Annotated in this window: 18 protein-coding genes, 1 riboswitch and 2 other annotated features; of the genes, 2 read left to right on the top strand and 16 right to left on the bottom strand. The window is 44.0% G+C overall.

Annotated elements, in window-relative coordinates; genetic code table 11:
- Nucleotides 1–2 precede the first annotated feature (2 nt).
- The 8 genes from Q0A12_RS15610 to Q0A12_RS15575 all read right to left on the bottom strand — a co-directional run bounded on the left by Q0A12_RS15610 (nucleotide 3) and on the right by Q0A12_RS15575 (nucleotide 11,026).
- Nucleotides 3–1,133 carry an acetylornithine transaminase gene (locus tag Q0A12_RS15610; RefSeq protein ID WP_291293550.1) on the bottom strand — a complete coding sequence of 377 codons (1,131 nt, stop codon included), beginning with the start codon at nucleotides 1,131–1,133 and terminating at the stop codon, nucleotides 3–5.
- Nucleotides 1,134–1,292: 159 nt separating this feature from the next.
- Nucleotides 1,293–3,173: an ABC transporter ATP-binding protein gene (locus Q0A12_RS15605; protein ID WP_291293549.1), complete on the bottom strand. Its 1,881-nt coding sequence runs from the start codon at nucleotides 3,171–3,173 to the stop codon at nucleotides 1,293–1,295.
- Complete coding sequence (locus Q0A12_RS15600; protein WP_291293548.1) at nucleotides 3,170–4,897, bottom strand: ABC transporter ATP-binding protein; 1,728 nt, start codon at nucleotides 4,895–4,897, stop codon at nucleotides 3,170–3,172. The genes Q0A12_RS15605 and Q0A12_RS15600 overlap by 4 nt, the downstream gene beginning before the upstream one ends.
- Nucleotides 4,881–5,570: a TetR family transcriptional regulator gene (locus Q0A12_RS15595; RefSeq protein ID WP_291293570.1), complete on the bottom strand. Its 690-nt coding sequence runs from the start codon at nucleotides 5,568–5,570 to the stop codon at nucleotides 4,881–4,883. Before Q0A12_RS15595 ends, Q0A12_RS15600 begins: the two co-directional genes overlap by 17 nt.
- 279 nt (nucleotides 5,571–5,849) lie before the next feature.
- A complete protein-coding gene (locus Q0A12_RS15590; protein WP_291293547.1) occupies nucleotides 5,850–6,836 on the bottom strand; it encodes an LPXTG cell wall anchor domain-containing protein in 987 nt (328 codons plus the stop codon).
- Nucleotides 6,837–7,088: 252 nt separating this feature from the next.
- Complete coding sequence (locus tag Q0A12_RS15585) at nucleotides 7,089–9,050, bottom strand: glucose PTS transporter subunit IIA (RefSeq protein ID WP_291293546.1); 1,962 nt, start codon at nucleotides 9,048–9,050, stop codon at nucleotides 7,089–7,091.
- A gap of 13 nt (nucleotides 9,051–9,063) precedes the next feature.
- Complete coding sequence (gene murQ / locus Q0A12_RS15580; RefSeq protein ID WP_291293545.1) at nucleotides 9,064–9,966, bottom strand: N-acetylmuramic acid 6-phosphate etherase; 903 nt, start codon at nucleotides 9,964–9,966, stop codon at nucleotides 9,064–9,066.
- Between the two features lies 1 nt (nucleotide 9,967).
- Nucleotides 9,968–11,026: a MupG family TIM beta-alpha barrel fold protein gene (locus tag Q0A12_RS15575; protein WP_291293544.1), complete on the bottom strand. Its 1,059-nt coding sequence runs from the start codon at nucleotides 11,024–11,026 to the stop codon at nucleotides 9,968–9,970.
- Nucleotides 11,027–11,265: 239 nt separating this feature from the next.
- On the opposite strand from Q0A12_RS15575, the gene def reads away from it, so the two are divergent.
- Nucleotides 11,266–11,829 carry a peptide deformylase gene (gene def, locus Q0A12_RS15570; RefSeq protein ID WP_291293543.1) on the top strand — a complete coding sequence of 188 codons (564 nt, stop codon included), beginning with the start codon at nucleotides 11,266–11,268 and terminating at the stop codon, nucleotides 11,827–11,829.
- 70 nt (nucleotides 11,830–11,899) lie between these two features.
- Here def and Q0A12_RS15565 read toward each other — a convergent pair whose 3' ends face one another.
- The 8 genes from Q0A12_RS15565 to Q0A12_RS15530 all read right to left on the bottom strand — a co-directional run bounded on the left by Q0A12_RS15565 (nucleotide 11,900) and on the right by Q0A12_RS15530 (nucleotide 19,528).
- Nucleotides 11,900–13,102 (bottom strand): M20 family metallopeptidase, encoded by a 1,203-nt coding sequence (locus tag Q0A12_RS15565; protein WP_291293542.1) that lies wholly within the window; start codon nucleotides 13,100–13,102, stop codon nucleotides 11,900–11,902.
- Nucleotides 13,103–13,198: 96 nt separating this feature from the next.
- The gene (locus Q0A12_RS15560; RefSeq protein WP_291293541.1) at nucleotides 13,199–14,029 is read right to left on the bottom strand and encodes a MetQ/NlpA family ABC transporter substrate-binding protein; all 831 of its coding nucleotides are present in this window, start codon (nucleotides 14,027–14,029) and stop codon (nucleotides 13,199–13,201) included.
- Nucleotides 14,030–14,067: 38 nt separating this feature from the next.
- Nucleotides 14,068–14,748 (bottom strand): methionine ABC transporter permease, encoded by a 681-nt coding sequence (locus Q0A12_RS15555; RefSeq protein WP_291293540.1) that lies wholly within the window; start codon nucleotides 14,746–14,748, stop codon nucleotides 14,068–14,070.
- Nucleotides 14,749–15,825 carry a methionine ABC transporter ATP-binding protein gene (locus tag Q0A12_RS15550; RefSeq protein WP_291293539.1) on the bottom strand — a complete coding sequence of 359 codons (1,077 nt, stop codon included), beginning with the start codon at nucleotides 15,823–15,825 and terminating at the stop codon, nucleotides 14,749–14,751. It abuts the gene before it with no gap.
- 425 nt (nucleotides 15,826–16,250) lie between these two features.
- Nucleotides 16,251–16,489: a binding site (T-box leader), on the bottom strand.
- Between the two features lie 73 nt (nucleotides 16,490–16,562).
- Nucleotides 16,563–16,811, bottom strand: a binding site (T-box leader).
- Between the two features lie 53 nt (nucleotides 16,812–16,864).
- On the bottom strand, nucleotides 16,865–17,386 hold the full coding sequence (locus Q0A12_RS15545; RefSeq protein ID WP_291293538.1) for an isochorismatase family protein: 522 nt from the start codon (nucleotides 17,384–17,386) through the stop codon (nucleotides 16,865–16,867).
- Between the two features lie 11 nt (nucleotides 17,387–17,397).
- On the bottom strand, nucleotides 17,398–17,910 hold the full coding sequence (locus tag Q0A12_RS15540) for a transcription repressor NadR (RefSeq protein ID WP_291293537.1): 513 nt from the start codon (nucleotides 17,908–17,910) through the stop codon (nucleotides 17,398–17,400).
- 2 nt (nucleotides 17,911–17,912) lie between these two features.
- Nucleotides 17,913–18,797, bottom strand: coding sequence for a chorismate mutase (locus Q0A12_RS15535; RefSeq protein ID WP_291293536.1), 885 nt, complete (start codon nucleotides 18,795–18,797; stop codon nucleotides 17,913–17,915).
- A gap of 32 nt (nucleotides 18,798–18,829) precedes the next feature.
- A complete protein-coding gene (locus Q0A12_RS15530; protein WP_291293535.1) occupies nucleotides 18,830–19,528 on the bottom strand; it encodes an NAD-dependent protein deacylase in 699 nt (232 codons plus the stop codon).
- A 236-nt stretch (nucleotides 19,529–19,764) separates the two neighbouring features.
- On the opposite strand from Q0A12_RS15530, the gene Q0A12_RS15525 reads away from it, so the two are divergent.
- On the top strand, nucleotides 19,765–20,067 hold the full coding sequence (locus tag Q0A12_RS15525) for a hypothetical protein (protein WP_291293534.1): 303 nt from the start codon (nucleotides 19,765–19,767) through the stop codon (nucleotides 20,065–20,067).
- Nucleotides 20,068–20,206: 139 nt separating this feature from the next.
- A riboswitch (Lysine riboswitch) is annotated at nucleotides 20,207–20,379 on the top strand.
- Nucleotides 20,380–20,482: the final 103 nt, after the last annotated feature.

Below are 20,482 nucleotides of genomic sequence, written 5' to 3'. Positions count from 1 at the left end.
GGTCAGAGTTGTCCGATTACGCGGCGCAAAATCGTCAGGCCTTCCGCCATTTCAGCTTCTGTTATCGTCAGCGGCGGCAGCAAACGGAGAACCTTGCTGCCGGCTCTTAATGCCAGTAACCCTTCTTGACGCAATGCGGTCATCGTCTGCTGAAGGGTCTCACTATCCTTCAGTTCTAAGCCAATCATGAGGCCAGAGCCCCGAATCGCTGCAATCTGTGACAAGTCCGTTAAACCTGTCATAAGTTGCTGGTGTCGGGCATGAACGTTTGCGAGAACCTCAGAATCGGACAGCACTGTACAGACAGCACTGGCTGCTGCCATGGCTAACAAATTACCGCCAAACGTCGACCCGTGACTTCCCGGTCCGAAGCCTTTCTGCAATGTGGCTTTGCCAAGCATCGCCCCCACAGGCAGCCCATTGCCCAATCCTTTGGCTAACGTAAAAATATCAGGTTCAATTCCGTACTGTTCAAAAGCATAAAAACTCCCTGTGCGCCCCATTCCTGTTTGAATTTCATCCACGATCAGCAGTGCACCTGTTTTTTTGCATAATGCAGCCACCTGTTGGACCCATTCTTTTTCCGCTGGAATCACGCCACCTTCTCCTTGAATCAGTTCCAGCATCACTGCTGCTGTCTCTTCATCTAACGCAGCTTGCAGCGGAGGAAGATCATTGAAAGGCAGATACGCGAAATCTGGAACTAACGGACCAAAACCTTGATGAATGCTTTCTTGGGCTGTTGCTGTCATGGCACCAAATGTTCGGCCATGGAAAGAGCCGGAGAAAGTGAGGATCTTGGTTCGTCCTGTCGCTTTTCGGGCCAGTTTTAAGGCGGCTTCATTTGCTTCTGCACCACTATTGCAGAAATAAGCCAGATACTGCCCCTTGGCTAATTTTTCCGCGACCGTCTCTTGCAGTGAATTGATATAGAGATTGGGAACATGCCATAACTTCTCTGCTTGCTGCTGCATGGCCTGTTGGATATCCGGCTGGCCATAGCCAAGATTGACGACCCCGATCCCACTTGTAAAGTCTAAATACGTTCGACCTTGGGTATCCGTTACATAGCTGCCTTTCCCAGCAGCGATTTCTAACGGTAAACGCGTATAGTTTGGAAACAACTGGCTCATTGATCAATGACCTCCTTTGAATATTTATGTATTAATATACATTTTTAGCGAGTAAAATGCAATATTTATTTATTTTATAACAAAATATTCATTTTTGAGCACAAAAAAGAGAAGCCTGAGGCTTCTCTAAGAGATCAACTCAATTTTCGATTGTTTTTATTAGGCAGCATCTTCCGAGAACTGGCTGTTGTACAAGTCGGCATAAAAACCATTTTTTGCCATTAATGTGTCATGGTTTCCGGTTTCGACAATCGAGCCGTGATTCATCACAATAATGTTATCCGCATCCCGAATCGTTGATAATCGGTGAGCAACGACAAAGCTTGTCCGATTTTCCAACAATTTGTTCATGGCTTTTTGAATCAAAATTTCTGTCCGTGTGTCCACACTTGAGGTGGCTTCATCAAGGATCAGCACGTCTGGATCGGCTAAGAAAGCACGAGCGATCGTAATCAATTGTCGTTGTCCTTGAGAAATATTGCTTGCTTCTTCATTAAGGACTGTATCATATCCTTCAGGCAATTTCCGCACAAAGTCGTCGACATGGGCCGCTTTAGCCGCTTCGATCACTTGTTCTTTCGTCGCTTTGTCATTGCCGTAATGAATATTGTCATAGATGGATCCTGTAAATAACCAGGTATCTTGCAGAACCATTGAGATATTGCTGCGCAACTCGTCTCGGGTCAAGTCTCTGGTGTCTTTGCCATCGTAGCGAATGCTACCGCCGGAAACATCATAGAAACGTTCCAGCAAATTGATCAACGTCGTCTTCCCAGCACCGGTAGGTCCAACAATGGCCACCATTTCTCCGGCTTTGACGTCTAAATTAAAGTCGGTCATCAATAAGTTGTCTGGAGTATAACCGAATTGAACATGGTCAAAGCGAACTTTATAGTCACTTTCTTCCACTGGTAATCCAGAAGGTTCATCTGACATTTCTTCTTCATCCAAGACTTCAAAGACCCGTTCAGCAGAAGCGACGGTCGATTGGATCGTATTCAATAAGCTAGCGATTTGCGTGATTGGTTGTGAGAATTGGTTCGTGTATTGCAAGAATGCTTGTACATCCCCCAATGTCATGTTCCCATTTGCTACTTTGATCCCACCAAGAACGGCAACAAAGACGTAGCCTAAGTTCTTGATAAAGTTCATCAACGGCATAATGATGGCAGAAATGAACTGCGCTTTCCACCCTGCACTGTACAGACGATCATTTTCTTCTTCAAATACTTTTTGATCGGCTGCTTCATGGTTGAAGGTTTTGACAACGGTATGACCGCCATAAGTTTCTTCAACCTGATTATTCAATAATCCTAAGCTCTTTTGTTGTGCAGCAAAGAATTTTTGTGATTTTGGTGCGACGATCATCACGACGATCAAGCTTAGTGGAACTGTTGCCAATGCCACTAATGTCAATTGCCAACTGATTGTCAGCATCATCCACAAGACACCGACTAAAGTAACAATACTGGTGATAAATTGGGTCAAATTTTGTTGGAGTGTGCTGGCAATATTATCCATATCATTGATTGCCCGTGACATAATGTCCCCGTTTGAATGGGTATCATAGTATGAGATTGGCAACCGATTCATTTTTTCTTCTAAATCACGACGCAATTCATAAACAGTCCGTTGAGATACACGGGTCATAATGAACTGTTGCATAAAATTGAAGACGGCAGAAATAACATACATGCCAATGGCAATCATAATGATTTTGCCGATTTTATCAAAATCGATTGGAAATTCAGTGACGGTCTGCCCAGCTTTCATTTGCTGTGCCCCCACCATCACACCTTTAAAGATTTCCGTCGTTGCTTCCCCTAAAATCTTTGGGGTTTGAATCTGGAAGATCACGGCTGCGATCGCTAAAACAAAGACTGAAATGATCGCGATGGAACGTTTTGACATATACCCAAACAGTCGTTTTACCGTTCCCCAGAAATTTTTTGCTTTTGGTCCTTTCGCTCCGATGTTGCGCCCTGGGCCACCACCCATCGGTCCGCCACCGCGGGGTGCTTGGTTTTTCCGTTCACTCATGCAACATCCTCCTCTCTTAATTGAGATGATACGATTTCTTGATACGTTTGGTTTGTAGCCATCAATTCTTCATGGGTGCCTTTGCCTACAAGCTGTCCTTCATCAAGGACAAGGATCGTGTCTGCATCCATGACTGTACTTACCCGTTGGGCAACAACAACCATAATGCTGTCTTTCATGTCTTTTTTCAATGCAGCCCGCAGCTGCGCATCGGTCTTAAAGTCCAGTGCTGAGAAAGAATCATCAAAAACATACACATCGGCTTGTTTAACTAACGCCCGGGCAATAGCCAACCGTTGACGTTGACCACCAGAGAAATTGCCGCCACCTTGTTCCACGTGACTGTCCAATCCCTCACTCAAATTCGCAACAAAATCTTTGGCTTGTGCGATTTCTAATGCTTTCCAAATTTCTTCATCTGTCGCATCTGGTCGGCCGTATTTCATGTTTTCACGAATCGTCCCGGTAAACAAGACTGCTTTTTGGGGCACAAAACCGACTGAATCCCGCAAATTGTGTTGCGTTACTTCAGCGATATTTACACCATTGATGCGTATCGCTCCGGATTCAATATCATAGAGCCGGGGTAATAAGTTGACCAATGTCGTCTTCCCAGAACCTGTCCCACCAATGATTGCCACGAAATCACCGGATTTGGCTTGGAAATCAATGTCTTCCAAGGCCAATTTTTCGGCGCCATGGTAACGATAGTTGACATGGTCAAACGCAAGAGTTGCTTGATTGCCTTTCAATTGAATCGTTTTTGGTGCTTTATCATCGACGATTTCTTCTTCTTCGTCTAATACTTCATTGATCCGATCCGCAGAGGCTTGGGCTCTTGGAACCATCACGAAGATCATCGACAGCATCATGAAACTAATCAAGATTTGCATAGCATACGTCATAAATGCGATCAAATTCCCAACTTCCAATGTCATTTCCGCAATATAATGTCCGCCGAACCAAGTGATCGCGATATTGGTACCACTCATGATCAATGTCATCAAAGGCATCATTAGCGCTACGATCGTATTTACTTTGATAGCTGTGTGGGTGTAGTCCTTATTGGCTTCATCAAAACGATTGGCTTCGTAGCCGGTCTTGTCGAAAGCACGAATGACCCGCACACCGGTCAATCCTTCACGGAAGACCAAGTTCAAACGGTCGGTTTTCTTTTGCATGCTCTTGAAGAGTGGCACAGCAAAATACATGATTCCCCCAACCAAAACGATCATGATTGGAATGACCACTAGGAAAATTCTGGTTAATTGTGCATCTTTTTGATAAGCTAAGAAACTCGCACCGATCAAAGTGATAGGTGCATTGATCATCATTCGTAAGAACATTTGCGCCACCATTTGAATTTGGTTGACGTCATTGGTCGTCCGAGTGATCAAAGAAGCGGTACCGAATTTATCAAAAGAGCGCGCAGAAAAGTTTTCTACTTTTTCATAAATATCTGTCCGCAATTTTTGTCCTAATTTTTGGGATTCCCTAGTAGCAAAGAAAGTATTTCCTAATGCCGCCAGGATACTGATCAATGAAAATCCGATCATTAAAAAGCCGGTGCGCCAGATATAATCAATGTCGCCTGTCGCCACCCCATTATTAATGATATTCGACGTTAATGTCGGTAAGTAGAGGTCTGCCACTACTTGTACGATCATAAAAGCAACGGCCATCAGTGCCGAAACGATCGATACGCGTTTAATCAACTTTGTCATTCTTTTCCCCTCTTTCTTTTTGTGCGCCATCTCTTAGCCAGCTGATTTTGTTATTGAAATCCGCCATCGCTAGCGAAGGATCATAGGCTGGATTCTCTGCTAATTCCCGATAGGCTTCGGCAATCGTAGAAAAAACCGTGTGCATCAGCAGTTGAACAAGCATTTTTAGTTCATGATCATCCTTGACCCGTAACAGGTCTTTGTCGATTTCAACAAAAAATTCTTCTTCCCACTTCTGTCTTGCTTCTTGATGCTCTTGATGAGAGCCGTATAACGGTTTTTTATGGATATCCGGCATGACTTTACGCAAAGAACGGTAATCCATACTCATGAAGAGATTGCGATAGAATTTCGCATTTTTTCCTTCTAATACTTCTTCGATCATCCGAGAAAAATACCATTCAAACCCAGCAAATAAATCACCTTTTTCATGTTGAATGGACCGAATCAAATCTCGTTGGCTGTTTTTTTTCAACGTATGAAAATAATAGTAGTACAAGTCTTCCTTGTTCTCAAAATACTGATAAAAACTTCCCCGAGGGATTTCCGCATCTTTGATGATATTGGCGATTGAAGCGTCCTTCAGCGGCACCCGAGAAAATTCTTTTTTAGCGGCGCTTAAAATGCGTTTTTGCTTGTCTATTGGTAAGTGGAAAAACGTATCTGTCGGCATCGTCATCTCTCCTTTCAGTTCAAACGATAAATGACAACTTTCATCATGACAGGTTGTCATATGACACTGTGTCATTATACACCCCTCACTATAGAATGCAAGTAAAAAAATTGGACTTTTTTATGAAATTCGCCTTCTTCACTAAAAACAAATTGGCTTGATGATTTCCTTTACTTGAAAATAGCATTTTCTCTTTTTTTCTGAAAATAAAAAGAGCAGCGGCTCATTCCTGCGATAGGAAGCCACTGCACAATATTTTTTTCAAAATTTAAATAACAACTATTTTTTCTTTCTAGACCAAAGGATCCAACCTACTGCCACCAGCAAAACCACCCCGATGACGGGCAAGAACCAACTGACCGTCTCGCCTGTTTTTGGTAATGCGCGACTATCTGAAGTTGCCCCCTCCACCTCTGCTTTGCTGGAGGTAGTTGTTTCTTCAGTAGCAGGTGCTGACGTTTCAGAAGCGGTGGTACTCTCTATGGTACCCTCTGTGGGTTCTGAAGATGCAGGTAAATAATGGCCTTGATTCACCGCATACATGATCCAGCCAATTCGTCCAGGAAACAACGTATCTGAACCACTTGCCGCTACTTCTTGGTCTAAGTGTGACAAAATCGATGTCAGCCATTCATCCGAAACCGGCTGGTCGAATGAAATATATATGCCATTTGTTGGATAAAGAACTTTCAAATACGTTTGCAATCGATCCAAGTCTGGGATCATTGCTGCAAAAGAGGAATAGCTGCTGGGATCAAAGGCTAGCTGCGGTTCAATCGTCTCCCAAGACAAGATCTGGTCGATAAAGAGAGCGCGAACAATCCGGGCAAAATAGCCGATGTCCATCCCCATCACATCCTGGCTGTATCGTAATGCCAATGTTTCTGCATCCTTTAATTGCTGATCCGTCAATTGGTCTAATTCAGCTTGTGTAAAGGCAGTAACACTCCCATCGGTGATGCCTCTAGTAAAAGCAGATCGCAGATCACTTTGTTCTGTGATCGTTTCAGCTGTTGGACTTGCTTGGACACCCGTTTGAGCAACAATGGCTTCTACCACGTCCTCAGGCTGGGTTTCCACAACTTCACTACTTTGTACAGTATCAGCTGTTGCTGTCACTGTATTCGAAACCGTCGATTCTGTTGAAAGGATTTCCTCCGTTGATTGCGTAGATTGAATCGTTTCCGATGCTCCCGTCGCCTCATCTGCAATGGCAGTTATCGGTAAAAGCAATAAGCAACTCATAAACCATAGACTCTTTTTCATTTCTCTACCTCCTCGGTCTTCCTTTGTAACACAAATGTAACACAACAGTAAATTATCTGCAATGTAAAAAGAAACTTCCTTAAGAAATTTAAAAGATATTCAAGCAATGTTACGAACCGCTTATCCGATTAAAGCGAGACAACAAAACCCGCATCCTCTAAGCTTCCGTTAACAGGTCGTCAACGGTGAGCATTTTAAAGGATACGGGTATTGAAGAAATCGTTGCTATTAGGCATTTTTTTATAGAGCCGTTTATTTTACTTGGAGGGTCATCACAGGAGTTCCACTTGTCACAGACCCATTCGCCGTCATTGTTTCCGAGTCCACTTTTTCCATATTGGTAAGTACCACAAGCATCTCGGCTGCTTTCTTATGAGCTGCCAATTCTGCCAAATCAACTTCAGCAATTTGTGTAGCGGCCGTGACTTGCTGCCCTTCCTTCACGAGGATCTTAAAGGGCTTGCCTTGCAGTTCAACGGTATCGACTCCCATATGCAGTAAAATTTCCAACCCATTGGGTGTCGTGATTCCGATAGCGTGTTTCGTTGGGAAAATCGTTGTCACAGTCCCTGCTGCCGGCGCAAAGATTTTTCCATTTTCAGGGGCTACAAAATAACCGTCACCCATCATTTTTTGAGAAAAAACGGGATCACTTGATTCTGCGATTTCATGGACTGTTCCTTCAGCCACCGCATATAGTTCAATGGTTTCAGGTGCTGCAGCCGTTACTGGTGTCGTAGCCGCAGTTGGTGCATCCGCCACTTCTTCAACAGCATTGACAGCAGCTAAACGGTCTTTAGGAATCCCAAAGAAGTAAGTAGCCACAAAACCACCTGCGTAACCAGCTAACAACCCAAAGATATAGCCTAACCAGCGACCGTTGGCAATCAACGGAATCAATGCGACGCCAGAAGGGCCGATAGCGGTAGCGCCGATATTCGACAATGCACCTATCACTGCCCCACCGATACCGCCTCCGATACAAGCCGTAATGAATGGCCGACCTAGTGGCAATGTAACACCGTAGATCAATGGTTCGCCAATACCTAAAATTCCTACTGGTAACGCGCCTTTGATCATTTCAGAAAGCTCTTTATCTTTTCTTAGGCGAATCCAAAGGGCGAATGCTGCCCCTACTTGACCAGCACCAGCCATCGCTAAGATTGGCAATAACTGGGTGCTGCCAGTTGCTTCGATCATTTGAATGTGGATCGGAGTCAAGATTTGATGAAGACCGAACATAACCATTGGTAAGAAGGTGGCTCCTAACACAAAGCCAGAGAAAGCACCGCCGACATTCAATACCCAATTGATTGAGCCAACCAAACTGTCTGAAATAAACCCAGCTAATGGCATGATCAAAAAGATCTCTGCCAAACCGATGGCTAATAAACACAAGGTTGGGGTAACGATGATATCAATGGCTTCTGGAATCACTCGGTGCAAAACCGTTTCCAGTTTTGCCAGCAACCAGACTGCGAAGATCACCCCGATGATCCCTCCTTGGCCAGCCGCCAGAGCATCTCCTGTAAAAAGGTTGGTGATGGGGGCGTCGGGATTCATTCCCGTCAATAAGACCACCGACCCGATGACACCACCTAGTGTTGGATTTGCTTTGAACACTTGGGCGGCATTGACACCTGTGAAGATCACTAAATAAAAAAACATCCCGTTTTTCAAAATATTTAAAATCATGACATAATAATTCCAGGTGTCGCCGTTGATCATACCGGCAGTAATCATGTTTGTCATAACAGAAGCAATACCAGCGACTAGACCAGCACCGACAAACGCTGGGATCATTGGGACAAAAATATTTGAAATATCTTTCAATACGGACTTGATGGGTGATTGTTTTTGTTTGGCTTTTTGAGCCGCTTTCATTTCAGCTGCTTTCGCATTGACGGCCTCTTTGCCACTGGTAGCTGCTAAGGGAATTTCCTGTCCTAAATCGACACCAGCTTGTGCCGCCATGGCATTGGCTACTTTGTTGACTTTCCCAGGACCGATGATCACTTGCAGCTGCTCATCGTTCACCACCCCTAAGACGCCAGGGATGTCTTGTAACCCTTGTTTGCTGACCTTACTCTGGTCGCGGACCGTCATCCGAACCCGCGTCATACAATGGGTCACAGAGGCAACATTCTCGATGCCGCCGGATGCCTGAAATATTTTCTCTGCGAGTTGTTCAACTGTCAATTCTTCTTTTGCCATTGATCTTTTCCTCCTAACCTTCTAACGTTCCTTTGACAAACCCCTCTGATTGAGCCAACTTGGCAGCCGCTTCGTCTTTTTCACTATTGGTAAGCAGCATAACGATCGCTAGTTTTACGTTCTGATCGGCTTTTTCAAAATAAGCTGTCGCAGTGGCATAATCTGCATCAGTCGCTTGCATGATGATTCGTTTCGCACGTTCAACCAGTTTATCATTCGTTGGCTTAACATCAACCATTAAATTATTGTACACTTTTCCGATCCCTACCATCGAAATCGTGGAAATCATGTTCAAAATCAATTTTTGAGCAGTCCCTGATTTTAATCGTGTCGATCCGGTAAGAAATTCTGGTCCGCATTCCACCTCGATGGGGAAATTGGCATGTTTTGAGATTTCTGCCTGTTTGTTGCAGGCGATCGTTCCGGTTGTCGCACCAATTTCCTTTGCGTAATCTAGCCCGCCGATAACATAAGGCGTACGACCACTGGCTGCGATGCCGATCACCATATCCTTTGCCGTCAACTTCAGATCTATCAAATCTTGACGGCCTAATGCAACAGAATCTTCTGCTCCTTCGACGGCTACCGTCATTGCTTCTTCACCGCCAGCAATCAATCCAATCACCATGTCAGGAGAAACGCCAAAGGTAGGCACACATTCAGCAGCATCTAAAACCCCTAGTCGTCCACTGGTACCGGCACCCATGTAAATCAAGCGGCCACCTTTTTTAAAGGCTTGAATCGTTTGCTCAATCACTTTTTCAATGCTGGGCAGTTCCTTTGCAACGACAGCAGCGACTTTCTGATCTTCGGCATTCATTTTCTGACAGGCCTCTGCCACCGTCATTTCATCTAAACCAAACGTGGCTGTATTTCGTCGTTCGGTCGCTAAATTTTCTAAATCTATCTTTGTCATTTCATTCATCTCTTTCTATTTTGAATCGCATTCCTGCTTTGATTTGTTGAAGTAATGGCAAATCTTCTTCGATCACTTGTGCTGCAACATTGACTTTGTCATCCGCCGGCAGGATTCGCTTACAAATTTGGATTTCCCCCATATAGCGTAAATAGTCTTGATTGTCGATTGTCACCGCTCCGATCCTACGCGTTTGTGCAGGTTCTGGAGAAATCAACGGCACTTCGGCAAAACGGGCATTCCCACTGCGGATCACGTCCCGTGCTTCATCTTGCCGATTCTCATGCTCTCCTAGGACGTAGGAATAATAGGCAGAACCAATGTCCTTTGTCCGTAGAAGCACCGTCTGATCGGCTAGATAGGAACCAAATTGCTTCAATGAAGCAGCACTCACGATCCCATCACCAATGTAAACAGCATCCACTGCACAATCATTCAGCAATTCTAACGCTGCCGCAAAAGGAGGCAGGTCGCGATGGGCTTCCAATGTCGGCAATCCTTGGTAAAGAGGGCCTCTTTTCTTGGCATCTCCTGCAACAAAGGCCTGAACAAGAAAACCTTGTTGTTTTAGCCACTGATTTTTAGCCTGAAACCATTCTTTGTCTAATCCTGTCTCCGGACGCGGATAGTAATTGTGCCAAGCTTCTAGATTAGAAAAGTCTGCCTGATAGGCCTTCAACTCGTTCATATCTTTTTCAGTCAATGTACTCGCATTTAAACTGATAGTTATTTTACGAGATAACTGAGCGATGGTCTGATTGTCGATGGCGTAATCCATTCGCAGTCCAGTAACTCCCCGATCCGTTAGTTCATTTAACTCATTATAGGAAAACCCTGCTTTAGCCAGTGCTTCTCCTGAAATATCCACCATTAGTGATAACCGATTCTTTTTCGCTATTTCCCCAAGGATTGTCAAGCGTTGGCGATAACTGGCCGCATCCTCTTCAGGTATATGCATGGAAGTAAATATGCCAGTAAAACCTTGTAGGGCCATTTCTTCAATGGTGGCAATCTCTGCCGCACGCCAGTCGGTATTCATAAATACTGAAAACCCAAACAATTTTGTTTCCTCCTTTCTGGTACCGTTTTCTATAGATCGATTATACAATGGTCTTTTCCTTTTTGCAACTATATTTCACGAATAATATTAATAAATAGAAACATAGTTTCACAACTACGCTATTTTTTAAAAAAAGGTTACTCCTTAAACTTTCTAATGCTGTTCAGCCATTTGTTGTGGTACACTTTATAAAGAGTCAATGAGCGAATCTTTACATAGTAGGAGGAATCACATCATCAATGATTACAATGGATGATATTATCCGCGAAGGTAACCCGACTTTGCGCGAAGTAGCAAAAGAAGTTCCCTTTCCATTAAGTGAAACGGATGTTCAATTAGGAAAAGACATGATGGAGTTTCTGGAAAATAGTCAAGATCCAGTGAAAGCAGAAGAGCTGAACTTGCGAGGCGGTGTTGGATTAGCGGCACCTCAACTAGACATTTCCAAAAGAATCACTGCTGTTTTAGTCCCTAGCAGCGACCCTGAAAATCCAGAGCCTGAATTCAAAGATGTGCTGTACAATCCAAAAATCCTTAGCCATTCAGTACAGGAGGCTTGTTTAGGTGATGGAGAAGGCTGTCTGTCTGTGGACCGAGAAGTACCTGGTTATGTCGTACGACATGCCCGAATCACGATCAGCTACTATGATATGCAAGGCAAAAAGCAAAAAGTTCGCTTGAAGAACTACCCTGCCATCGTTGTTCAGCATGAGATCGACCATTTGAATGGTGTGATGTTCTATGACCACATCAATGAAAAAAATCCGTTCTCATTAAAAGAAGGTATTTTAGTGATTGATTAACTAAAACAAACAAGAGCGCACCCCCAAGTGGGAATGCGCTCTTGTTTGCTTTAGTTGTCATTCATTAGGATTAATTTCCCTTTGCCAAGCTGGCTTTGTGATCCGCTTTGATTTGAGTCAATAATTCCGGATTTTGATAAAGATCGATGGCGGTCAGTGCCAGTAATTCTGCTGCAACGGCAATCGAGTTTAATCCTTTGGTACTGCGGGCAGCCGCTTTAAATTCTTCGGAGTGACCAGCAATGTATTCATCTGAGATTGAGACTGTCGGTTGGATCGTAGGGATCACTTGGCTGACGTTCCCTACGTCTGAAGAGCCTAAACTTGCTTTTTCTTCCACATCGATCTCAGCTTGAGGAACCCCTGCTTCTTCGGCATGAGCAAAGAAAAGTTCATCAAAACTAGGGGTTACGATCACATCGTCGACGGAATTTTGGAAGAGCCCAAATTCATATGTTGCGCCGGTTGCCAACGCTGCACCTTTAACGATGTTCTCTACTTTTTCATAAACTTCATTTAGTGTTCCTCGATTGGCTGCTCGTAAATAAAAGCGACCAGCGGCATATTCCGGTACAACATTCGCTGCCACCCCTCCATCAGTGATCACTCCGTGAATGTTGACATCTTTCGGCAAATGAAGACGCAAGCCGTTGATGCCATTAAAGACTTGGATCAACGCTTCTAATGCATTGATGCCTTTTTCCGGAGCTGCTGCCGCATGGGATGCCCGACCGTAAAATTTGATATCGACAGGATCATTGGCTAAAGATGCCGTCGTTTTGCCATAGCGATAAGCTGGATGGACACACAATGCAGCATCGACATCCTCAAAAAAGCCTTCTCGCACGAAACTGCCCTTCGCTGAACCATTTTCGCCCCCTTCTTCACCCGGAGTCCCATATACGCGGATTTCTCCGCCTAATTCATCGACATAAGGTTGCAATGCACTTGCTGCCAAAACCGAATAGGTGCCAAAGAGATTGTGGCCACAGGCGTGACCGATCCCGGGTAGTGCGTCATATTCTGCCAAAAAGGCTAATGTTGGGCCAGGCTTGCCGCTTTGATAGCGAGCATCGAAGCCGGTGCGATGGCCAGCTACATCTTTTTTCACGGTGAACCCTTCTTTTTCTAATTGGGCAATCAGCGCATCAGCTGAATAAAACTCATAGTTACTGACTTCTGGATGCTCGTGGATATCTAATGCAAGTTCTTGGTATTCCGGTAAGCGTTGTGCGATAAATTCTTTAATGGAAGTTTTTACAGTCGTTGTCATATATTTTTTCTCTCCTCGTCTAAGTGAATAGAAATAATTCCGTTTTTTTCGTTTCTTCTTTAAAAGAAAAGGCAGCGATTCTTGTGATCCCCTGCTTTACTTTGCGCCAAATGTTTCCCAGGCAGGAACACTCGAACCTTTCGACGTTTCTTCGATAACTTTCTTTGTTTCATCTGTTTGGTAAGCAGCAACAACTTTTTGATACACTTCGTTGTCTTGGTCTTCTTTGCGGGCAGCGATGATATTGACATACGGACGCGCAGTCTCATCGACAGGCTCTAAGAAAATTGCATCTTCTTTTGGAACAAATCCAGCATCCACAGCCATGCCGCTATTAATGACGGAAATATCAACATCTGATAATGCGCGGGCTGTTTGAGCCGCATCCAACTCAGTGATGTTCAAGTTTTGTTTATTTTCCGTAATATCTGAAACCGTTGGTGTCTGTCCTGCTGCTTCATCGACTTTGATCAAGCCAGCGCTTTGCAACAATAATAATGCACGGCCGCCATTGGTGACATCATTTGGAATCGCCACTTTCGCACCCTCTTTTAGCTCACTAACGTCTTTTACTTTATCTGAATAAATTCCCAGTGGGGCATTGACTGTATTACCGATAGAGACAAGATCCGTGCCGAATTCTTTATTGTAATTATCCAAAAAGAACTGATGTTGAAAAGAATTCAAGTCAATGGAACCATCTGCCAACGCCGCATTCGGCTGATTGTAATCAGAAAACTGGACATATTCTAAATTGATGCCTTCCTCTTTCAACCGATCTTTGACATCATCCCAAACATCTGTGTCGGCACCGATCAATCCAAGTTTGACGGTTACTTCTTCTTTCGTATTAGCAGCGCTATTGCTGCACCCAGTAATAAATAATAATGCCGCTCCAACAACGATTGCTTTAAGTAATTTTTTCATTTTCTTCCTCCAATAGTTTTCACTTTTTTTGCACCTTTTTAATGGCTAACTTTTTTTACTAACAGGTTACTGACAAATTGACTGAAAAACACCAAGACTAAAATAATCAGTGTCGCCATGATGGTCACATCATTTTGGAATCGATTATAGCCGCGGGTAATGGCCAAATTTCCTAGCCCGCCGGCACCAACTGCCCCAGCCATGGCGGTCAATCCAATCACATTGATAATCGTTAAAGCCGACACGCGAATGATTCCTGCCAATCCTTCCGGTAAATAGACTCGCACAATAATTCCCAGTGGACTGGTTCCCATTGCTTCTGCCGCTTCAATGACCCCGGGATCAACTTCTAATAGAGCAATTTCGATTTGACGAGCAAAGAAAGGAATGATTCCTGCAATCAATGGTACCAAAGCAGCTGTTTCTCCTATCGTCGTTCCTACGATCAAGCGAGTCGTGGTTCCCAATAAAGCCAATAGAATAATGAAAGGGATCGAACGTACGATATTGATGATTTTATCCAACAGCTCAAACAATCCACGGCTTTCTAGGATACCTCCTGGTCGAGTCACAACCAGAACAATTCCCAGAATGATTCCTAAAATCCCTGCAATCAGTGCTGTCCAAAAGGTCATGTATAAGGTTTGGATCGTTGCTGCTACAAATTCGTCTGAGAGCGCAACGACATTTGGAAAATACCGTTCAAAAAAAGTACCCATCTAAAATCCTCCTTCAATCACATTATTCAAAGGTTCTGCGTGATTTTCTTTAATGATATTGGTGTAAACCCCTTGTTCAGCGAGAAAATCTAATGCCCGTTTGCGTTGCCCATATTCCCCTGACAGGCTGACGATCAAGCTGCCGATAGGAACATCTTGTAAAATTTCTACATTTCCGTAGAGAATATTTGTCGTTACTTGATAGCGGCTATACAGTTGAGCGATCAATGGTTCATTGGTCTGGTCCCCAACATAGGACAATTCCACCAGCCATTCGTTTTTCGCCAGTGAAGAAAATTTCGCACTGCCAAGAATCGTTTCCAATGCTTGGTCAATATGAGTAGCCGTCCGAATAAAGTCTTTTGTCAGCGATTTTGTCGGTTGGCTAAAGATTTGCACGCTCTTTCCTTGTTCAATGATCTCGCCATTTTCCATGACAGCGACTTTATTACAGATTTCTTTCACCACTTGCATCTCGTGAGTGATGATCACGATCGTCAACCCTAATTTGCGATTGAGTTTTTTTAATAATGCCAATATTTGTAAGGTTGTCTTGGGATCAAGGGCACTGGTGGCCTCGTCACAGAGCAAAATCTCTGGATCATTGGCTAACGCTCGTGCGATGGCCACCCGCTGCTTTTGTCCCCCTGAAAGTTGACTAGGAAACGACTGTGCTTTTTCTTCCAATCCAACCAATGACAATAATTCCGTCACTTTTTGACGACGTTCCTGTTTGGAAATTCCTGCATATTTCAAGGAAAAATCCACGTTGTCAAAGACATTCCGACTGTCCATCAAATTGAAATGCTGAAAGATCATCCCAATCGTTTTCCTTTTTTCTCTTAATGCTTTCGCCGGTAATGCCGTCAATTCCGTCTGGTTGACTACGACGCTCCCTGAGGTTGGTCGTTGCAATAAATTGATCACCCGTACCAAGGTACTTTTCCCAGCACCGGAGTAGCCGACGATCCCATAAACATCGCCTTTATCCACTTCTAATGACACATTTTTCACCGCTTGGACCGTTTCCTTGTTTGGTTGTGTGAAGGTCACCGTTATATCCTTTAATGAAATCATTTTTTTCCTCCTTTTTGTATTACCGATTATTTCGTGATTCGAGTTTGAGTAATGACGTTACCTTGTAGAGCCACTATTCATCATCTGCTTGTCTACTCGCTTCGCCTACAGTTGCTTCTAAGCGAAGAACTTGCATGGGCTTCGCCCAATCGCAGTGATTCAGGGTGGGGTTACTACGCTCCCTCACGGTCACCTACTACTGCTCATCATCTGCTCGTCTACTCTACGCTTCGCCTACAGTTGCTTCTAAGCTGACGCTGAGAAGAACTTGCATGTCATGCTACGCATGCCAGTCGCAGTGATTCAGGGTGGGGTTACTACGCTCCCTCCGGTCGCCTACTACTGCTCATCATCTGCTCTGGGCGAAGCCCAATCGCAGTGATTCGCAGCAAAAAGGCGTCCTCAAGCGAACCATGATTGGTTTGCTTGAGGACGCCTTTTTGCGTGTTACCACCTCAGTTTAAGCTATACTCGCATATAGCTCCTCTTCAAGTACGATCATACTCTAGCAAGATAACGGATGCTGCCGTCGCCGCCTTGCATGATTGCTCGGGACGAATCACTCCTTGGCCATTTTCCAAAATTTGTTTCCTGCTTCTTTTCAGCTACCGAAGCTCTCTGTCTAGGAACATTCCTTTTGTACTTACCAATTCATCGTGTTGACTCTATTTTTTTGTCGCTTTTTGTGTTCACTACTCGTTGAAAACAAAAAAAGCCCTTTTACCAGCATCTGCTGATAAAAGGACGATCACTCGTGTTACCACCTTTTGTTCAGAAGGTTTCCCTTCCCTCACCCCAACGTCTATCAAGAAAATCCTATCAAGAGATTGGTGCTCCTTTTAACGGTAGAGCAGCTTCCGTGATTGCCTACTTATCGACAATCAATCCTCCAAGGCCATTTTTCATCGTTTCAAACTTAACTCTTTCCACCAACCAGAGTCTCTCTTTAAAGTATCCACGGTTACTTTCCTTATCAACAGATAGTTATTCTTGTTGAAATGTACTTTACCGGAAAAAAAGGGCCTTGTCAATCAGAAAACTATTTTTTTTCAGAATTTTTCGGCAATGGGAAAATCTGGGCATAGCGATCTTGCCAAATTTCCTCATACCAGTGAATGATCTCAGCAGCTGACCAGCCTTTGGAAGCATAGGTGGTGGTTGCCTGCTGATACAAAACATTCTGATACCCTAATCCGTGGGCAAATTTGATGGAACCATCCATACAAAATTCAGTTTGCGCACCGATCCATTCGATGCTGCCAACATGATGCTGTGTCAACAAAGACTGTAGCGAGGTATGAAAAAAACTATTCGCATGTGTTTTGCGCAAAAACAAGTCGGTTGCTTGCACAGCTAGGTCCGGATGTAGGAGCCACTCGTCTGTTTGATAGCCGAGTTCTTCCTCCTCATGCTGGGCAAATAGAATGGGGCGTTGCGCATGACGGTAAGTTTGGATCCGCTGATTCGCAAATGTCAGCAGTGAATCGAGATGGTCCAGTTTAGTGCCGTTAGTCGAACAGACACCTTTTTGCAAATCAACGATAATCAGAATATCTTGCATCTGCGGCTCCTTTAATTTTGGTATAAGATTCCTTTGTCCGCCAACAATCGCTTGGCTTGCTCTAAATCTTCTGCTTCTTGGTAGCGTAATGTATGGAGATGGATCCCATTGGTCAAATCAGAAAGCAGGCGGGCTTGTGAATGCTGGTATTTCCGCATAAAATCAGCCACATCCTGTTCTGTTTTGATTCGCAGATTTCCGGTTAATTCTCCATAAATTTCATGTTCAACGATCACATCAATGACTTCGATTCCGCAAGACACAAAGGTCAGCAGTTCTTCTTCGGTTTGTTCCGGCCGGTGTTGTACGGCAAGTTTACTGACATGACCTGTCTCACTTGCTTCTAAGCGATACCCGCGAGCGGTAGCTACGATGTCCTCACCTGCTGCCCGCAGAAGGGCAATATCGCCAACGATGATTTGACGGCTAACCCCTAATCCTGCCGCTAATTTACTGGCACTGATTGGCTTCTCGGCGGTCTGTAATTCTTTGATAATTGCTTCCCGACGTGTTGCTCCATCCATCCTTATCCCTCCAATTGATTCTTTTGATAAGTGCGAGAATGTTCCATGATCGACTCAAAGGTTGCGACGATTGTTTCTTCAAATGCTTTGTTGGAAACGGACTGGCGAACATTGTTCAAAACCGCTTCTTCTCGTGATTCATCTAAAACCGCTGTCTGTTCCTGTTTTTTCCATTGCAGGATTTCACTGACTGCAGTCATGCGTTTTTCTAATAATTCGGTGAGTTCCCGATCGATCGCATCGATGGTTGCCCGCTGCTGATCGATGGCAGCGATTTCTACTGTTGGATCAGCAGTCACTGACTGTGAACCTGATTCACTGGTTTCGCCCACATCAATGGTTTTAATGATCCGAGCGGGATTTCCAGCGATCACTACATTGTCAGGAAATGATTTCGTAACAACACTGCCAGCACCAACGACTACGTTGTTTCCTAAACGAACACCGGGAAGGATGACTGCACTGCCGCCGATCCACACATTGTCGCCAATCGTGATCGGCGCCCCGTACTCAAGACCGCTATTGCGCTTGACTGGATGCAATGGATGAGACGCAGTAAAGAGACGAACATTGGGGGCTAGCATACAGTTATCGCCAAATGTGATCGGACAAACATCTAAAAAGGTGCAATCATAATTGGCGTAAAAATTCTTGCCAACGGAAATATTATATCCGTAATCGAACCGCACATTTGGTTCGATATAAATACGCCCCGCTACTTGGCCAAACGTTTCTTTTAGTAGCTGTTCTTTGATCACCTCATCGGTTTCCCGATTGATCAAGTGCATTTGCTCTCTGGCAAATTTGCGATCGGCGACTAATTCTGGATCTGGTGAAAAATATAATTCACCAGCAATCATTTTTTCTTTTTCTGTACGTTCTGTCATCTTATGCCTCCATATTCTTTCATTTCTGATGCTCAATGGGCGAGTTTTGTAAAAACAGACTCGCCACTTGCTAAAACTTGCGGAATCCTTTGTTGTTCAAGCATGGTTTGGTTGATGATCAAGCAATTTTGGCTATCTTGATACTGCAATAAACCAGCAAAAGGATAGACTTGCAGGGATGTACCTACCACAACGACTAGTTGGGCATTGGCAACAGCTTCGATCGCTCCACTGATGGTATCTTCACTGAATCCTTCTTCATACAAGACGATCGCTGGACGAATCTGTCCGCCACAATCGACATGGTGCCAGTCTTTCAAATAGTCTTGCCAAGGAACTGCTGCGCCACATTGGCGGCAATAACACTGGTAAAGGTTGCCATGAAAATCAATGCGTTGCTTGCTCCCTGCCTGTTGATGGAGGCCATCGATATTTTGCGAAACCACCCAAACCTGCCGATCCTGAGCGAGTGCGGCCATTGTCCGATGAATCACGTTAGGTGCTGCCTCTGGATGGTAGAGATGTTTGACAAACTGGTAAAATTTTTCCGGCTCTCTGACCATACAAGTATGACTCAATAAATATTCCGGTGCTTCAATCCCTTGATAGATTCCTTTTAATGAGCGGTAATCCGGGATACCAGAAGGTGTGGAAACCCCTGCTCCGGTCAAAAAAGTAATGGACTCGGCAGCTTGGATCCTTGCGACCGCTGTTTCAATCGACACTAACATTCTGCTGAACTCCTTCCGCGCTTATTCTACTGTTTATAGTATACCTAATTTAGTATACCTAATTTCACTTTTTTTTATAACCATTCATCCTATTTTTTTCACAAACCTTTTCTGAAGAATCCTTTTGTGAAAAGGAAAGGCCCATTTGTAATTTTCAACTGATTTCATTCATTCTTTCATGACATTCTACAAAAAACGTGGTAAACTATTCTCGAATCAAAGTGAGGTGAAATACATTGGTAGCATCTATTATTTATTGGGCAATGATCATCATCAGTTTCGGTTGGTTGGCCGTTAGCTTGTACTTCTCTATTTTCTACTTGTCACGTAAAGAAAATGGAAATCTATGGGCGTTCGCTTTCTTAAATGTCATCACAGCAATCATTCAAGCAATCGTTCTAGTGGTTTATCGTACATTAGGTCAAGACTGGGGCGTTACACAATACTCAAGTCTCATTTATCTAGCACTAGGTTTATTAGTAGGTCTAACAGTTATTCAAGCTGTTTTAGGTCGTGAACCAAAAGCTAAAGTGGCTTAAAGTAGCCGAAAGAAAAGCAGTTCCCTTTTCCAAAGAAAAGAGGCTGCTTTTTTTGTTGAAAAGAATTGACAAATCCCCCTTTTTCTTCTACACTCGAATAAGTATTCAGTAATCATAATCAAATACGAGTATCCTTTAACATTTAGGTAGAGGTCGCGAGGTTCATTAATCCTGCTGAGTGGAGCAACACGTTAAAAGCAGTGCTAGGGAACATCGCCGAAACAAAATGATTCTTGCTTGAAGCATTTTGTTGGGACGCAAGTGAACAACTTGCGTACTGTCTTAGCTTGGCTAAGTTGCGCTATGTTTTGTGAAAGGTTTGTCGACGAAAAATTGTCAACAGCCGTTTTCCAATCATGGAGTACGGCTGTTTTTTGTTACCTTTGCCTGTCTGTGGTGCCACTCGTGAAAGGAA

Source organism: Enterococcus sp., from assembly GCF_022711995.1.
Lineage (GTDB): Bacteria > Bacillota > Bacilli > Lactobacillales > Enterococcaceae > Enterococcus_D.
Note: the sequence above shows the minus strand (reverse complement) of the source record. Positions and strands in the feature narration are given on the sequence as shown.

Coding starts and splice junctions, on each gene's coding strand:
- Q0A12_RS15550 (WP_291293539.1), bottom strand. CDS start 15,825: ATGATTTCATTAAAGGATATAACGGTGACCTTCACACAACCAAACAAG.
- murQ (WP_291293545.1), bottom strand. CDS start 9,966: ATGACAAAGATAGATTTAGAAAATTTAGCGACCGAACGACGAAATACA.
- Q0A12_RS15555 (WP_291293540.1), bottom strand. CDS start 14,748: ATGGGTACTTTTTTTGAACGGTATTTTCCAAATGTCGTTGCGCTCTCA.
- def (WP_291293543.1), top strand. CDS start 11,266: ATGATTACAATGGATGATATTATCCGCGAAGGTAACCCGACTTTGCGC.
- Q0A12_RS15540 (WP_291293537.1), bottom strand. CDS start 17,910: ATGGATGGAGCAACACGTCGGGAAGCAATTATCAAAGAATTACAGACC.
- Q0A12_RS15595 (WP_291293570.1), bottom strand. CDS start 5,570: ATGCCGACAGATACGTTTTTCCACTTACCAATAGACAAGCAAAAACGC.
- Q0A12_RS15565 (WP_291293542.1), bottom strand. CDS start 13,102: ATGACAACGACTGTAAAAACTTCCATTAAAGAATTTATCGCACAACGC.
- Q0A12_RS15530 (WP_291293535.1), bottom strand. CDS start 19,528: ATGTTAGTGTCGATTGAAACAGCGGTCGCAAGGATCCAAGCTGCCGAG.
- Q0A12_RS15600 (WP_291293548.1), bottom strand. CDS start 4,897: ATGACAAAGTTGATTAAACGCGTATCGATCGTTTCGGCACTGATGGCC.
- Q0A12_RS15610 (WP_291293550.1), bottom strand. CDS start 1,133: ATGAGCCAGTTGTTTCCAAACTATACGCGTTTACCGTTAGAAATCGCT.
- Q0A12_RS15585 (WP_291293546.1), bottom strand. CDS start 9,050: ATGGCAAAAGAAGAATTGACAGTTGAACAACTCGCAGAGAAAATATTT.
- Q0A12_RS15560 (WP_291293541.1), bottom strand. CDS start 14,029: ATGAAAAAATTACTTAAAGCAATCGTTGTTGGAGCGGCATTATTATTT.
- Q0A12_RS15590 (WP_291293547.1), bottom strand. CDS start 6,836: ATGAAAAAGAGTCTATGGTTTATGAGTTGCTTATTGCTTTTACCGATA.
- Q0A12_RS15545 (WP_291293538.1), bottom strand. CDS start 17,386: ATGCAAGATATTCTGATTATCGTTGATTTGCAAAAAGGTGTCTGTTCG.
- Q0A12_RS15535 (WP_291293536.1), bottom strand. CDS start 18,797: ATGACAGAACGTACAGAAAAAGAAAAAATGATTGCTGGTGAATTATAT.
- Q0A12_RS15605 (WP_291293549.1), bottom strand. CDS start 3,173: ATGAGTGAACGGAAAAACCAAGCACCCCGCGGTGGCGGACCGATGGGT.